The organism is Herbidospora sp. NBRC 101105 (genome assembly GCF_030269205.1).
GTDB classification, from domain to species: domain Bacteria; phylum Actinomycetota; class Actinomycetes; order Streptosporangiales; family Streptosporangiaceae; genus Herbidospora; species Herbidospora solisilvae.
The window spans coordinates 221091-235404 of sequence record NZ_BSSX01000009.1 but is presented as its reverse complement, the minus strand read 5'-3'; the positions used below and the strand labels follow the sequence as shown (position 1 = coordinate 235404).

Here is a 14314-nt window from a genome sequence, read left to right as displayed (position 1 = left end):
GTTAACACGTCGTTCAACAAACTCGGGCATATTCAGGACATGTCCGCCGAAATTTCCGTGCCCATCTCCCCGGAGGAACTTCCCCTCCCTCACGAGCGATTCCTCAACCGAGAGGAGAGCTGGCTCCAGTTCAACGAACGGGTGCTCGAACTCGCCGAGGACCCCAAGCTTCCCCTGCTCGAACGGGTGCGGTTCCTGGCGATCTTCGCGACCAACCTCGACGAGTTCTTCATGGTGCGGGTCGCGGGCCTCAAACGGCGGATGGCCACGGGACTCCTGCTCAGGGCGCAGAGCGGGCTGAAGCCGAGCGACGAATTGGAGCGCATCAACGGGATCGCCAACGTCCTGGTGCAGCGCCACGCCGCCCTGTTCCACAAGGCGATCGTGCCTGAGCTGGTGGCCGAGGGCATCGAGATCGTCCGCTGGGCCGACCTCGGGCGCGACGAGCGCACGGTCATGCGGAAGTTGTTCCGGGAGCGGATCCGGCCGGTGCTGACGCCGCTGGCCGTCGACCCGGCCCACCCCTTTCCGAACATCTCGGGGTTGTCGCTCAACCTGGCGGTCACGGTCCGCAACCCCGTCAACGGCAACACGGTCTTCGCGCGGGTGAAGGTGCCCCAGCAGCTCCCCCGGTTCGTGAAGGTGGCCAAAGACCGGTTCGTGCCGCTTGAGGACGTCATCGCGGCCCACCTCGGCCAGCTCTTCAAGGGCATGGAGATCGTCCAGCACCACGTCTTCCGGGTCACCCGCAACGAGGACCTCGACGTCGACGAGGACGTCACCGAGAACCTCATGCAGGCCCTCGAACGCGAACTGCGCCGCCGCCGGTTCGGCTCGCCGGTCCGCATCGAGGTCGAGGACACGATCACGCCCGAGGTGCTCGACCTGCTGGTCGAGGAGCTGGGCGTACACGACCACGAGATCTACCGGGTGCCCGGCCCGCTCGACCTGTCGGGGCTGCACACGATCGCCGACCTCGGGCCCACCCACAACCGGGGCGAACTCAGCTACCGGCCGTTCGTGCCGGCCGAGGTGATCCACGCCGACGACGACATCTTCGCGACGCTGCGGGAGAAGGACATCCTGCTGCACCACCCCTACGACAGCTTCTCCACCAGCGTGCAGCGTTTCATCGAGCACGCCGCGGCCGACCCGCAGGTGCTGGCGATCAAGCAGACGCTCTACCGGACCAGCGGCAACTCCCCGATCGTGGACGCCCTCATCGACGCCGCCGAAGCGGGCAAGCAGGTCGTCGTGGTGGTCGAGATCAAGGCCAGGTTCGACGAGCACGCCAACATCTCGTGGGCCAGGAAACTGGAGAAGGCCGGCTGCCACGTCGTCTACGGCGTGCTGGGCCTGAAGACCCACTGCAAGCTGGCCCTGGTCGTGCGCCAGGAGCAGAACGGCGAACTGCGCCGCTACTGCCACATCGGCACCGGCAACTACAACCCGAAGACCGCCCGAATGTACGAGGACTTCGGCCTCCTCACGTCCGACCCGCTCGTCGGCGAGGACGTGACCGACCTGTTCATCCACCTCACCGGCTACTCCAACCACTCCGCCTACCGGCGGCTGCTGGTGGCGCCCCACTCGCTGCGGCAGGGCCTGCTGGCCCGCATCGACCGGGAGATCGCCCACCACAAGGCGGGCCGCGCGGCCCGGATCCGGATCAAGACCAACTCGCTCGTCGACGAACCCGTGATCGACGCCCTCTACCGGGCCTCGCAGGCCGGCGTGCCGATCGACCTGTGGGTGAGGGGCATCTGCACACTCCGGCCCGGCGTGCCGGGTTTGTCGGAGACGATCAGGGTCAGAAGCCTCCTTGGGCGCTTCCTGGAGCACTCCCGCATCTACGAGTTCGGCGGCGGACGGCGGCCCGAGATGTGGATCGGCAGCGCCGACCTGATGCGACGCAACCTCGACCGAAGGGTGGAGGCCCTGGTGAAGGTGACCGGAGCACAACACCGGTCCTACATCGCCGACCTGCTCGACCGCGCGTTCTCCGACGGGACGGACACATGGTGGCTTACCTCAGATGGCCGCTGGCTTCGCCAAAACGGCGGCGCCGATCTGCAGCAGCATCTCATCGGCACGCGACGCTGGCGGACCGTGGACGACGGCAAATGACCGACGTGATCCACGCCGCCGGCGCCGTGATCTGGCGCGGCGACGAGTCCTCCCCCGAGGTGGCGGTCGTGCACCGCCCGAAGTACGACGACTGGTCGTTCCCCAAGGGCAAACTCAAGCAGGGCGAGCACGTCATCGCCGGAGCGCTCCGCGAGGTCCGGGAGGAGACCGGCCTGTCGGTCGTGCTGGGCCGCTCGCTGCCGCCCGTCCACTACCTGAAGGACAGCCGCCTCAAACGGGTCGACTACTGGGCCGCGCGGGTCAGCGCGGAAGACGACCTGACGGCGGTCGACGAGGTCGACGAGGTCGTCTGGATGTCTCTCGGCGAGGCCCGCGACCGGCTCACCTACGAGTGGGACGCGGGCCTGCTACGGGCCCTGACGGCGGCCCCGCTGGTCACGGTGCCGCTGATCCTGGTCAGGCACGGCCTGGCCGGCAGCCGCTCGGAGTGGAAGGGCCACGACGACCGGCGTCCGCTCGACGCCGAGGGCCTGGCCCAGGCCGACGTGGTCGCCGCGGCCCTGGCCGCCTACGCGCCCCAGCACCTGGTCAGCTCCCCCAGCCGCAGGTGCACCCAGACCCTCAAGCCCTACGCGACCGCCACGGGCCTGCCGATCCGCAAGGAGAAGCTGCTCTCCGAGCCCGGCTACGACCCCAAGGACACCCTGCGGCTGGTCCGCAAACTGACCGAGCCGACCGCGCTCTGCAGCCACGGCAAGGTCCTCCCCGACCTGCTGGACGCCCTCTCCGAGGGCCGGATCGGCGACACCCATCTCAAGAAGGGCGGGTTCGCCGTCCTCCACCACGCAGAGGGCGAACTGGTCAGCGTCGACCGTTACGTCACGTGAGTTTCTTCCACAACTTCGGGAACTTGTCGCGGGCGCGTTCGGCGGCGGCGCGCTCCAGGCCGGCCAGCACGCCGTAGGTGAAGGTGTCCTCGCCGGCCTCGCGGGCCTTCGCGGCCTCCTTCTCCAGCGTCTCCTGGGCCACCACGCCGTCCTGGTAGGTGCCCAGGGCCTCCTGGATCGCCTCGGCGCGGGCGGCCTCGTCGTCCATGCCGGCCGCCTCGGCGGTGTAGCGGGCGCGCTTGGCCGCCTTGCGCACGTCGTGCATGGCGATCTCGCGCTCGTGCGGGTCGTCGATGGCCTGGGCGGTCGCGTGCTTGCGGTGCACCCGCTTCCACTCCTTGGCCACGATCTTGGCCAGCTCGGGCCCGGCCTCGCGAGTCGCGCGGCCGGTGAAGACGTAGGGCTCGTCGAGCGCGTCGAGCAGGGCGAAGTAACGCTCACTCGTCATGGCCTCGCGGGCCCGCTCGTAGCCCTCCTCCTCCTGGAGCTTGAGGTCGTCGAGCAGCCGGGTGCGGACCGGGCCGACGATCAGGTGGTCGTCGAGCCCGTCGAGCTCCTTGCCGAAGCGGGCCTGGATGACCTCCAGGTCGCGCACCTCGCCGAGCACCTCGCCGAGCCAGCGCAGCTCCTCCTGGAGCGCGTCCGACTCGGTCACGATCGAGGAGAAGGCCTTGAACGCGCTGCGCATCCGCCGGCACGCCACGCGCGCCTTGTGCACGGCGTCCTCCTCGGCCCGCCGCACCCGGCCGTCCTGCGCGATCAGCGCGTCGGTCTGGCTCCGCAGGTAGGCGAAGACCGCGGCGCCGACCGTCCCCTCGGCAGGCGACTTCGGCAGTTTCTGTACGGCTTCGCCCAACAGCCGCCCCAGCTTGTTGGCGGAGCCACCGGTGGCAGCCCCCGCCTTGATCACCCGCTTGCCCACCCGCTTCAGCAGCGCCTCGTCACCCTTGACGAGCTCGACCTCGACCTCGCGCCACCGCTCGACGCGCGGCACGTCGCCGTAGACGGTCCCCTTGACCCGGTCGTCGGCGACCTCGGCGAGCACCTGCTCGTCACCGTCGAGCAACCGGGTCACCGACCGCTTGGTGTCGAGCTCGGCGACCGGCACCAGCGCGTGGCCCCGCGTGTAGACGAGCACCTGCGCGGCCAGATCGGCCGGCACCACCTTGGCGCTGCGGGTCAGGGGCAGTTGGATCTCCTGCCGCACCCCGGCGGCCTTGGGCAGTTTCAGGTGCCAGCCGGGGTCGTCGCCCCCGCGGCGCCGCCGCAGGGTGATGCCCCGCGCGGCGAGCCGCAGATCGGGAGTGTCGAAGTAAACGGCCACGAGCTGGTGGGATTTCGGCCCGGAGACCGCTTCGACGCCTTTCACGCCGAGCAGATCTGGCACCACGAACTCGTCTGGGACATCGAACTTGTCCTCGATCTCGATCGCCACCAGCACCTCCAGGTAAACGCGACACGGCCGAATTGCGGCCATGATGCCACCTGAAGGTGAACAAATCGCCTATTCGATGGCCGCGCCTCCGGCGCGGCGGTCCTCGCGCTCTTATCCGACGCCTTCCCTCCTCCGCTCTGGTCGCTGCGCTCCCGGCGCTCCGTCAGTCCAGGCGTCGGCGCGCTGCGGCCTGCGATTTCACCTGAACGGGACACCTGGGCGTGTCTACGCCCATCACCAATGAATGCCCGCAAAACGAATACGAATGATCATTTGTGTGCCACGGTGAATATGCGGCGGAACTCGAACGGGGTGCCGTAGTCGCGGCGGGGATAGGCCTCGGCGAGCGCTCGGCCGGCGTCGGCGAGGAAGTGGTCGCGGCGCTCCGGGCCCAGCCGGGTCAGCATGGGGCGCAGTGCCGTGCCGGTGACCCAGCGGAGCACCGCGTCGTCGCCCTGGAGGACGTGGACGTAGGTGGTCTCCCAGGCGTCCACGGTCAGGCCCTCGGCCGCCAGCAGCTCCAGGTAGTCCGCCGCGGAGTCGACCGGGTCTCGCCAGGCGAGGTCGGCCAGCTCGGCGGCCCATTCGGGGCTCCGGCAGAGCTCCCTGACGACCTGGTGGCTGGGTGCGGCGAAGTTGCCCGGCACCTGGAAGGCCAGCCAGCCGCCCGGGTTGAGCTCCCGGGCCCAGCCCACGAGCAGCTCCCGGTGCTCGGGCACCCACTGGAGCAGCGCGTTCGACACGATGACGTCGACCGGCTCGGCCGGACGCCAGTCGCGCACGTCGGCGACCTCGAAGGTGGCGCCCTCGGGGGCTTTGGCGATCATCTCGGGCGAGGAGTCGACCCCGTGGATCCGGGCGTCGGGCCAGCGGGCGGCCAGCGACACGGTCAGGTCTCCGGTGCCGCAGCCGAGATCGACGACGTAGCGCGGATCCTCGGCCCTGATCCGCCCGGTGAGCTCGTAGAAGGGCCGGGAACGTTCGTCGGCGTACCGGCCGTAGACGGAGGGGTCCCAGACAGTTTCTCTCGACATAAAGATACTTGATATCAAGAGAGATGTCTTGACGTCAAGAAAAGCTAGACTCGTCATCCATGAGCTCAGCCGAGGATGAAGTCGACCGGCTCGTCGCGGCCTGGCGGCAGGAGCGCCCCGACCTCGACGTGACGCCTCTCCAGGTGCTGAGCCGCGTGTCGCGGCTGAGCCGTCATCTGGAGCGGGCCAGGCGGGCCGCCTTCGCCGAACACGGGCTGGAGCCCTGGGAGTTCGACGTCCTCACGGCGCTGCGCCGGGCCGGTTCCCCCTACGAGATGAGCCCCGGGGCGTTGTTGCGGGCCACTCTGGTGACGTCCGGGACCATGACCAACCGCATCGACCGGCTGGCCGCCGCCGGATTCGTCACCCGCAACCCCGATCCCGACGACCGGCGCGGCGTGCTGGTGCGGTTGACCACCAAGGGGCTCGAACGCGTCGACGCGGCCTTCGCCGACCTGCTCAGGCGGGAGCAGGAGCTGCTCGCGACCCTCGGCCGACAGCAGCAACAAGATCTTTCCGGGCTCCTGCGCACCCTTCTCGTGCCGTTCGACACCAGCGACTCCGCGTAGTCGTGACGGACTAAGACGGGGTTGACCCGCTTTCCGGTTCCCTTCAGAGGGGTGTGATTTACGTCACACACCCGAGCTGGATCGATCCATGGGGTGACCAAACGACATGCCCCACGATCAGCGGAAATAACGGAATCTTCACAGGAACCCCACAGGTTTACAGCAACTTTCCACACCCCAGCCGCCTCGGGCAGTTGGTCTTTTTGCTTTCACACCCTCATCCCGTCTTATAGCTTCTTGAACGTTCCTTTCCTGACGCATGGGGCGCAAGTGACGTCCCACGACAGACCTGGGAGTTCCACATGAAGCGCACGCTCATTCTGGGCGGTCTGAGCGCGGGGCTGCTTGCCTCCGCGGTCGTGGCCGCTCCGGCGCAGGCTGCTGGCGACGTCGCCTCCGACAGCCTGGCCAACACCAACCTCGCCGCGCAGCAGGTCGCTGCCTTCTGGTACGGCGAGGCGAAGGCCAACCTGATCGGCGCCACGCCCTACAACGTCGAGACTCAGGTCGTCGGCAAGCACGTGTCGACCGGTGGCCCCACCGCCGACACGAAGCCCGGCGTCGTCCCGGCCATCGGTGACGAGAAGAAGACCACCAGCGTCTCGAAGAACGTCAACCTGCCCAAGACCACGGGCAAGGTGTTCTTCATCGGCGCTGACGGCAAGCCGCACTGGTGCACCGGCACCTCGCTCCAGAGCGCTTACAAGAACCTCGTCGCCACCGCTGGACACTGTGTCTACGACACGACGTCCAACAAGGCCACCCTCGACAAGTGGGTCTTCATCCCCGGTTACTACCAGGGCAAGACCCCGTGGGGCATCTACGTCGGCAAGCAGGCCTTCACGCACTACGACTTCGACGTCTACGAGGACGGCGACCGCAACTACGCGTTCGTGAACGTGTACAACGGTGTGCTCCCCGTCGCCGGCGGCACCGACGTCGACTGGGTCTCCAAGCCTTACCCCACCAAGGCCCTGGCCGAGAAGGCCAAGGCTGAGCTGGAGGCGAAGAAGGAGACCGGCTACTCCAAGCTCGAGATCATCGAGTACATCGACCACTGGAAGATCGTTCCGGTCGGTACCCCGGAGAGCAAGAAGGTCGACGTCAAGTGGAGCACCTTCAAGGCTGCTAACTACGGCAACGGCACGAACCCCCAGGCCCCCTCGTACAAGGTCGGCACCGGGTTCAACGAGGTCCAGATCAGCCAGGCCGAGTTCCGCGCGCCGCAGGGCGTGCAGGACGACGGTGACGACTACTGGCTGAACGACAGCACCTACGTCTACTCGAAGAAGATCAACGGTTCGTGGAAGTACTTCAAGCGGACCTTCTGGATCAACTACGACCTGGACTACAAGGTCAAGGGCATCGTCCTGTCGATCGGCCTCAAGGACGTCGGTCGCCTCGGTGACAACGTCGGTGGCCAGGGTCTGGCGTACAACCAGAAGGTTGGCCAGAGCGTCTACGTGTTCGGCTACCCGAGCGGGAAGCACCCGGACGGCAACCACGCCTTCACCGGCCACACCCTGAAGTGGACCTACGGCAAGACGTTCGCGGCCAAGGCCTCGGACATCAAGGCTGAGGAGATCATCGGGGTCAAGTCGTCCTTCACGGGCGAGGGCTCGCTGGGCTCGTCGTGGCTGTCGCAGTACAAGAGCGCCCGTCGCCTCGGCTACCTGAACGGCGTGACCATCGGTGTCGCTGACACCGACGGCAACAAGCGCTACGACACCTCGGTTTCCCCGTACTTCGACGGTGAGACCTACGGCGTCTACAAGGTGGCGGCGGCTCTCTGGTCCGGCAAGATCGTCTGATCTTCCAACCACGTAGTGCTGAGATGACTCGGTTGGTGCCCCAAGTCATCTGAAGCAAAAAGCAGGAGCCCGGTCGGCCAACCGGGCTCCTTCTCTTTTCCCTCGCTATTCGCCGATGCGCTCCGCGAGCTCCATCCACTCGAGCTCGGTGGCCTCCTTCTGGGCCCCGAGGTCGCGCAGCTCGGCGTCGAGCTTGCCGAGCTTCTCGAAGTCGCTGGCCGCCTCGGCCATCTGGGTGTGCACCTTCGCCTCACGCTCCGAGAGCTTGTCGAGCTGCCGCTCCAGCCGGCTCAGCTCCTTCTGCAGCTCCCGCAGCTCCTTCTGGGAGACCTTCTTCTCGGCCGGAGCCTCACCGGCGGCCGCCACGGGCTCCGCCGACGCGGCGCGGGCCGACACCGCGGTTCCGGCGGCGCGGCGCTCCAGGTATTCGTCCACACCGCCCGGCAGCATCGACAACCGGCCGTCGCCCAGCAGCGCGACCGTGCGGTCGGAGACCCGCTCCAGGAAGTAGCGGTCGTGGCTGACCACGACGAGCGTGCCGGGCCAGCCGTCGAGCAGGTCTTCGAGCTCGGTCAGCGTCTCGATGTCGAGGTCGTTGGTCGGCTCGTCGAGCAGCAGGACGTTGGGTTCGTCCATGATCAGCCGCAGCAGCTGGAGCCGCCGCCGCTCGCCGCCCGACAGATCGCCGACGACCTTCCACTGCGCCTCGCCCTTGAAGCCGAGGCGTTCGAGCAGCTGGGAGGCGGTCCACTCCTTCTTGCCGACGGTGATGTACTTGCGGACCTCCTCGACCGTCTCCAGCACGCGCCGGGTCGGGTCGAGCTCCGCGAGCTCCTGCGACAGGTGGGCCAGCTTGACCGTGCGGCCCTGGACCAGCTTCCCCTCGTCGGGCGTGACCGTGCCGGACAGCAGGCGGAGCACCGTCGACTTGCCCGAGCCGTTGACGCCGATCAGGCCGATGCGGTCGCCGGGGCCGAACTGCCAGGTGCAGTGGTCGAGCACCAGCGGGCCGGTGTTCGGGCCGCCCGCGTGGAGGGTGACGTTCTCCAGGTCGTACACCGTCTTGCCGAGGCGCGCGGTCGCGAACCTGAGCAGTTCGACGGTCTCCCGGGCCGGGGGCACGTCGGCGATCAGCGCCTCGGCGGCGTTGATGCGGAACTTCGGCTTGGACGTGCGGGCGGGCGGGCCGCGCCGCAACCAGGCGATCTCCTTGCGCATGAGGTTCTGCCGCCGGTCTTCGGCCGCCTGGGCGATGCGCGCCCGTTCGGCCTTGGCCAGCACATAGGCGGCGTAGCCGCCCTCGTAGCGCTCGACGGTGCCGTCGACGACCTCCCAGGTGCGGGTGGAGACGGCGTCGAGGAACCAGCGGTCGTGGGTGACGACGAGGAGGGCCGACTTGCGGGCCGACAGGTGGCCGGCCAGCCAGGCGATCGCCTCGATGTCGAGGTGGTTGGTGGGCTCGTCGAGCACGATCAGGTCGTGGTCGCCGATGAGCAGCTTCGCCAGCGCGGTCCGGCGGCGTTCGCCACCGGACAGGGCGCCCGCGTGGGCCGACAGGTCGAGGTCGCCGAGCAGGTTGGCGAGGATCTCGCGGACCTGCGCGTCGCCGGCCCACTCGTGTTCGGCCTTCTCGCCGAGCACGATGTCGCGGATCGGCGCGTTCGGGTCGAAGAGGTCGCGCTGGGCGAGCACCCCGACACGCAGGTTGCGCGTGTGGGTGACCCGCCCGCTGTCGGGGGTGAGCTCACCGGCGATGATCGAGACGAGGGTGGTCTTGCCGCCACCGTTGCGCCCGACGACACCGATGCGCTCGCCCGCTTCGACCCCGAGCGACACCCCGGTGAGCAGCGCCTTCGGGCCGAAGGCATGGGAGACGGATTCGAGATTGACCAGATTCATCGCCCGCCAAGCCTATCTAGACGATCGCGGCTCCCGGCACCGGTCCGGAGGCGACGACGGCCTCACGGCAACCGGTGAGCGAGACGGCGATCTCGCGTGCGTGCATCTCGTCGGCGGCCAGGAACGCGCACGTCGGCCCGGAGCCCGACACGAGCGCGCCGAGCGCGCCGAGCTCACGGCCCTCGTCGAGGGTGCGGTGGAGGGAGCGGCGCAACATGATGGCGGCGGGCTGCAGGTCGTTGACGAGCGCGGCCCCGAGCGCCGCGGCGTCGCCCTCGGCCAGCGCCTTGGCCAGCGGGTCGCTCAGGGTCGGCCAGGCGGCCTGTTCGCCGGTGGCCTCCCTGATGCGGTCGCACTCGCCGTAGACCTGCGGCGTCGACAGACCGCCGTCGGCCAGCGCGAACACCCAGTGGAAGGTGCCCGAGACCTCCATCGGCGTCAGGACCTCGCCCTTGCCGACGCCGACGGCGGTGCCGCCGAGCAGCGCGAACGGCACGTCGCTGCCGAGCGTGCCGCCGATCTCCATCAGCTCCTCGCGGGTCTTGCCCAGGTTCCACAGGGCGTTGCACGCGACGAGCGCGGCGGCGGCGTCGGCGCTGCCCCCGGCCATGCCGCCCGCGATCGGGATGGTCTTCTTGATCTCCAGCCGGACGCCCCTGCCGGGCGCGAGCGCTTGGGCGGCCCGGACGGCCAGGTTGTCGGGCCCGAGCGGCACGTCGGCGTGGTCGCAGACGACCTCGACCCGGTCTGACTCCGACGCGGTGACCTCGTCGAACAGGGAGACGGCCTGGAAGACGTTGACCAGGTCGTGGAAGCCGTCGTCGCGGAGCGGGCCGACGGAGAGCTGAAGATTGACCTTGGCGGGCACACGCACGGTAATCACGGGACGGGAGCCTAGCGGCGGTGTTCGGCGATCCGGGCGAAGTCGGCCACGTCGAGCTGTTCGCCCCGGGCCTGCGGGTCGACGCCCGCCTTCACGAGCGCCTCCTCGGCCAGCGCCGGGGAGCCCGCCCAGCCCGCCAGGGCGGCCCGCAGCGTCTTGCGCCGCTGGGCGAACGCGGCGTCGATCGCGGCGAACACCTCTTCTCTGCTGGCGGTGGTGGCCGGCGGCTCACGGCGGACGAGAGAGACCAGGCCCGAGTCGACGTTGGGGGCCGGCCAGAAGACGTTGCGCCCGACCGGGCCAGCGCGGCGGACGTCGGCGTACCAGGCGGCCTTGACCGACGGCACCCCGTAGACGCGGGAGCCGGGCCGGGCGGCCAGCCGGTCGGCGACCTCCGACTGCACCATCACCAGGCCCCGGCGCAGTTCGGGCAGGATCTGCAGCAGGTGCAGGACGACCGGAACCGACACGTTGTAGGGCAGATTGGCGACCAGCGCGGTCGGCCGGGCCGGCAGGTCATCCGGAGTGATGCGCAAAGCGTCGGCCTGGACGACCCTCAGGCGGTCGGCGTAATCAGGAAGCATGACCGTGACCGTCTCGGGGAGCTGCCCCGCCAGCACCGGATCGATCTCGACCGCGACCACCTCGGCGACCTCCGAGAGCAGCGCCAGGGTCAGCGACCCGAGCCCCGGCCCGACCTCGATCACCACGTCGTCGGGCGACACCTCGGCGACTCTGACGATCTTGCGGACCGTGCCGCCGTCGATGACGAAGTTCTGCCCGAGCTTCTTGGTGGGCCGGATGTTCAACTTCTCCGCAAGCGTGCGCACCTCAACGGGCCCGAGCAGACTCATGCAACCAGTGTCGGGCATGCGAACGCGTCGATTTACCTGTTCGCGACCCCCACGGGCAATCCATGCTGGCGATTGCTTCGAAGTGTTCACGAACTCGCACAGGCCGTAGGAGAGCCCCCAGATGGAACCGACCGGCGCCGAGCCGCTCCGCCCCGACGATCCCGCCGCGATCGGGACCTACCGGCTGCTGGGCCGCCTGGGCGAGGGCGGCATGGGCACGGTCTACCTGGCCGTGGCCGACGACCGCCTGGTGGCCCTCAAGGTGGTCCGCTCCCAGCTGGCCGACGACGCCTTCGCGGCCCGCTTCCACGGCGAGGTCGAGAACGCCCGCAAGGTGGCCTCGTTCTGCACCGCCCAGGTGCTGGACAACGGGACCACCGCCGACGGGCGGCCCTACATGGTGACCGAGTACATCGCCGGCACCCCGCTCAACCGGCAGATCGTCCAAGAGGGCCCGCTTGAGCCGGGACCGCTCCACGGCGTGGCCCTGGGCGTGGCGGCGGCCCTGGCGGCAATCCACGTGGCCGGCCTGGTGCACCGCGACCTGAAGCCCGCGAACGTCATCCTGTCCCTGTCGGGCCCCCGCGTGATCGACTTCGGCATCGCCCGCGCCCTCGACGCCTCCCACGACTTCACCCAGGCCGGGGAGCTGCTCGGCAGCCCCGGCTGGTGGGCGCCCGAACAGGTGCGCGGCGAGCCGGTCAGCCCGTGGACCGACGTCTTCGCCTGGGGCTGCCTGGTGGCCTACGCGGGAACCGGCCGTCACCCCTACGGCCAGGGCAACATGGTGACCCTGGCGGCCCGCGTCCTGAACAGCCGCCCCGACCTGGGCGCGCTCCCCGAGCCGCTGAACGAGCTGGTCCGCCTGGCGACCGACCCCGACCCGACCCGCCGCCCGACCGCGCAGGACCTGCTGATCGCCCTGGTCGGCGGCGCCCTGCCGACGGTCTCGGCCCGCGACCCGGAGGTCCGGCGGGCCGAGCCGCTGATTCCGGTCGAGGAACTCAACCGGACCCTCCAGCAGAGCCTCCCCGAACCCGCCGACCCGCCGGCGCCGGTGGAGCCGGTTCCCGTCGCCGCCACCGACGAGATCCCGGCTTCCGGCGAGCGGATCGACCGCACCGCCGAACCGGTCACCGTGGTCGCCTCAAGCGGCCCCGGCACCTCTGCCGAACCACCGTTGAAACCACCACGGTCGCGTTCCGACCGGTGGCTCATCGCGGCCGTGGTGATCTTCGTGGCGTTCGTGGTCAGCGTCGGGGTGCTGGTCGTGTCGGGGGACAACGAGCCGCGCACCGCCGTGCAGATCGCCGCGCAGGAGGCCGCCGGCGGCGACGTCGCCAAGCGGATCACCGTCGGCGCCGGGTTCGGCGTGGACCTGGTCGTCACCAGAGATCCGCGGTGCGGCCTGCCCGACTACGAAGGCGTCACGGCCGCGCAGGGGGCGTTCTGCGTGATCCCGTGGAGCATGGTCAACACCGGCGGCGAACTGGTCGGGATCACGGCCACGCCGGTGCTGCTCGACGCCTCGGGCACTGCCTACCGGCCCCATCGCCTCTCCACGCCGCTGCCGAGCGGGCTGCGGCCCGGCGGGCGCTCCGACGGCATGCTCGTGTTCGATCTCCCCGACGACCGCGTGCCCGCCCGGCTCCAGTTCGGCGGCGGCCTGGAGGTGGCCCTGTGACCCGGCTGCTCGCCGCCCTGCTGCTCGTGTCCGCGCTGGTCCCTTCCGGTACGGCCTCCGCCACCCCCTGCCCCGCCACGACCCACGCCGTCGGCGACCCCTTCGCCGAGACCGTCGCCTTCGGCGGCCAGACCCTCAGACCCCCGGGTGACGAGACCAACACCGGCTTCGGCTGGGCCGTGGCCACCGCCCACGTCGACGGCGACCGCTGCCTCGACGTCGTCGTCGGCGCCCCCTACGCCGGCGACGACGACCAGGGCGCGGTCTACGTGTTCAGTGCGGGGGGCGTCCAGACCCTGACCGCGCGCGACCCGCGCGAGGACGCCCACTTCGGCTGGTCGCTGGCGGCGGCCGACCTGCCAGGCGGTTGGGTGCTGGCGGTCGGCGAACCCCACGCCGACGACCCGCTGACCGACGCCGGCGCGGTGCACCTGTTCTCCCCGCGGGGGCAGGCGCGGCTGAACCAGGAGTCCGACGGCATGATCGGCAACGGCGAGGTCGGCGACATGTGGGGCTGGTCGCTGGCCTTCCACGGCGACCCGGCCCGCCCCGACCTGGCCGTCGGCGTGCCCTACGAGGACGACGACGGCACGGGGATCCAGGTCGCCAGCGGCATCGTCGACGCCGGGACGGTCGTCGTCATCAAGGACGTGTTGTCGGGGGCGCCGTACACGACCAGGAAGTGGGACCTCGGCCAGGCGACGAAGGACGTGCCGGAGGAGGCGGGCAACCGCTTCGGCTGGACGCTGGCGGCCACCCGGATCGGCGGCGTCTCCTACCTGGCCGCGGGCGCCCCGCTCGCCGGGCCGCGCGACGCCGGCATGGTCCAGCTCTGGGCCGATCTCTCCCCCGCCAGGGCGATCACCGTGCCGGGCACGACCGGTCTCGGCTGGGCCCTGGCGTTCACCGGCGACGGGCGGCTCGCCATGGGCCACCCCTACACGAAGGGGGCGACGGGGGGCGTGCACACCACCACCGTCGACGGAACCGTGACCGCGCTGCCGGTCCCGCCCCAGCCGGGGCAGCGGTACGGCTGGTCGCTGGCCGCCGACGGCGCCTCCGGGTTATTGGTCGGCGCGCCCGACCGCGACGGCGTCGGCGCGGTCTCCGCCTCGGCGACGACGCCCGCGCCCGCCGGGTCGGTCGACTACGGCCATGCGGTCGGCTGAG

The 14314-nt window shown here is 70.0% G+C and carries 11 protein-coding genes; 6 read left to right on the top strand and 5 right to left on the bottom strand.

Features of this window, described 5'->3' with window-relative positions:
* The first annotated feature begins 39 nt into the window (after window positions 1-39).
* Complete coding sequence (locus tag QSK34_RS33525) at window positions 40-2127, top strand: RNA degradosome polyphosphate kinase (RefSeq protein ID WP_285590240.1); 2088 nt, start codon at window positions 40-42, stop codon at window positions 2125-2127.
* The gene (locus QSK34_RS33520) at window positions 2124-2975 is read left to right on the top strand and encodes an NUDIX hydrolase (RefSeq protein WP_285590238.1); all 852 of its coding nucleotides are present in this window, start codon (window positions 2124-2126) and stop codon (window positions 2973-2975) included. Before QSK34_RS33525 ends, QSK34_RS33520 begins: the two co-directional genes overlap by 4 nt.
* On the opposite strand, the gene QSK34_RS33515 is transcribed toward QSK34_RS33520, so the two are convergent.
* Both QSK34_RS33515 and QSK34_RS33510 read right to left on the bottom strand, forming a co-directional pair.
* A complete protein-coding gene (locus QSK34_RS33515; RefSeq protein WP_285590236.1) occupies window positions 2968-4452 on the bottom strand; it encodes a CYTH and CHAD domain-containing protein in 1485 nt (494 codons plus the stop codon). The genes QSK34_RS33520 and QSK34_RS33515 overlap by 8 nt on opposite strands.
* A gap of 227 nt (window positions 4453-4679) precedes the next feature.
* Entirely contained in the window at window positions 4680-5444 is a 765-nt protein-coding gene (locus QSK34_RS33510; protein ID WP_285590234.1) for a trans-aconitate 2-methyltransferase, read from the bottom strand.
* A gap of 59 nt (window positions 5445-5503) precedes the next feature.
* Here QSK34_RS33510 and QSK34_RS33505 point away from each other — a divergent pair, with 59 nt between their 5' ends.
* Together QSK34_RS33505 and QSK34_RS33500 are read left to right on the top strand one after the other, a co-directional pair.
* The gene (locus tag QSK34_RS33505) at window positions 5504-6013 is read left to right on the top strand and encodes a MarR family winged helix-turn-helix transcriptional regulator (RefSeq protein ID WP_285590231.1); all 510 of its coding nucleotides are present in this window, start codon (window positions 5504-5506) and stop codon (window positions 6011-6013) included.
* A 302-nt stretch (window positions 6014-6315) separates the two neighbouring features.
* Window positions 6316-7824 (top strand): trypsin-like serine peptidase, encoded by a 1509-nt coding sequence (locus tag QSK34_RS33500; RefSeq protein WP_285590229.1) that lies wholly within the window; start codon window positions 6316-6318, stop codon window positions 7822-7824.
* A gap of 105 nt (window positions 7825-7929) precedes the next feature.
* On the opposite strand, the gene QSK34_RS33495 is transcribed toward QSK34_RS33500, so the two are convergent.
* From QSK34_RS33495 to rsmA, 3 genes are read right to left on the bottom strand one after another with little or no spacing between them, the layout of a single operon-like run.
* Entirely contained in the window at window positions 7930-9723 is a 1794-nt protein-coding gene (locus QSK34_RS33495) for an ABC-F family ATP-binding cassette domain-containing protein (protein ID WP_285590227.1), read from the bottom strand.
* Between the two features lie 16 nt (window positions 9724-9739).
* Window positions 9740-10603: a 4-(cytidine 5'-diphospho)-2-C-methyl-D-erythritol kinase gene (locus QSK34_RS33490; protein ID WP_285590639.1), complete on the bottom strand. Its 864-nt coding sequence runs from the start codon at window positions 10601-10603 to the stop codon at window positions 9740-9742.
* Window positions 10604-10617: 14 nt separating this feature from the next.
* The gene (gene rsmA / locus QSK34_RS33485; protein ID WP_285590225.1) at window positions 10618-11478 is read right to left on the bottom strand and encodes a 16S rRNA (adenine(1518)-N(6)/adenine(1519)-N(6))-dimethyltransferase RsmA; all 861 of its coding nucleotides are present in this window, start codon (window positions 11476-11478) and stop codon (window positions 10618-10620) included.
* Window positions 11479-11581: 103 nt separating this feature from the next.
* On the opposite strand from rsmA, the gene QSK34_RS33480 reads away from it, so the two are divergent.
* Both QSK34_RS33480 and QSK34_RS33475 read left to right on the top strand, forming a co-directional pair.
* Window positions 11582-13144 carry a serine/threonine-protein kinase gene (locus tag QSK34_RS33480; protein WP_285590223.1) on the top strand — a complete coding sequence of 521 codons (1563 nt, stop codon included), beginning with the start codon at window positions 11582-11584 and terminating at the stop codon, window positions 13142-13144.
* Window positions 13141-14313 carry a hypothetical protein gene (locus QSK34_RS33475; RefSeq protein WP_285590221.1) on the top strand — a complete coding sequence of 391 codons (1173 nt, stop codon included), beginning with the start codon at window positions 13141-13143 and terminating at the stop codon, window positions 14311-14313. The genes QSK34_RS33480 and QSK34_RS33475 overlap by 4 nt, the downstream gene beginning before the upstream one ends.
* Window position 14314 lies beyond the last annotated feature (1 nt).

Coding starts and splice junctions, on each gene's coding strand:
- QSK34_RS33515 (WP_285590236.1), bottom strand. CDS start 4,452: ATGGCCGCAATTCGGCCGTGTCGCGTTTACCTGGAGGTGCTGGTGGCG.
- QSK34_RS33510 (WP_285590234.1), bottom strand. CDS start 5,444: ATGTCGAGAGAAACTGTCTGGGACCCCTCCGTCTACGGCCGGTACGCC.
- QSK34_RS33520 (WP_285590238.1), top strand. CDS start 2,124: ATGACCGACGTGATCCACGCCGCCGGCGCCGTGATCTGGCGCGGCGAC.
- QSK34_RS33480 (WP_285590223.1), top strand. CDS start 11,582: ATGGAACCGACCGGCGCCGAGCCGCTCCGCCCCGACGATCCCGCCGCG.
- QSK34_RS33525 (WP_285590240.1), top strand. CDS start 40: ATGTCCGCCGAAATTTCCGTGCCCATCTCCCCGGAGGAACTTCCCCTC.
- QSK34_RS33505 (WP_285590231.1), top strand. CDS start 5,504: ATGAGCTCAGCCGAGGATGAAGTCGACCGGCTCGTCGCGGCCTGGCGG.
- QSK34_RS33500 (WP_285590229.1), top strand. CDS start 6,316: ATGAAGCGCACGCTCATTCTGGGCGGTCTGAGCGCGGGGCTGCTTGCC.
- QSK34_RS33495 (WP_285590227.1), bottom strand. CDS start 9,723: ATGAATCTGGTCAATCTCGAATCCGTCTCCCATGCCTTCGGCCCGAAG.
- rsmA (WP_285590225.1), bottom strand. CDS start 11,478: ATGCCCGACACTGGTTGCATGAGTCTGCTCGGGCCCGTTGAGGTGCGC.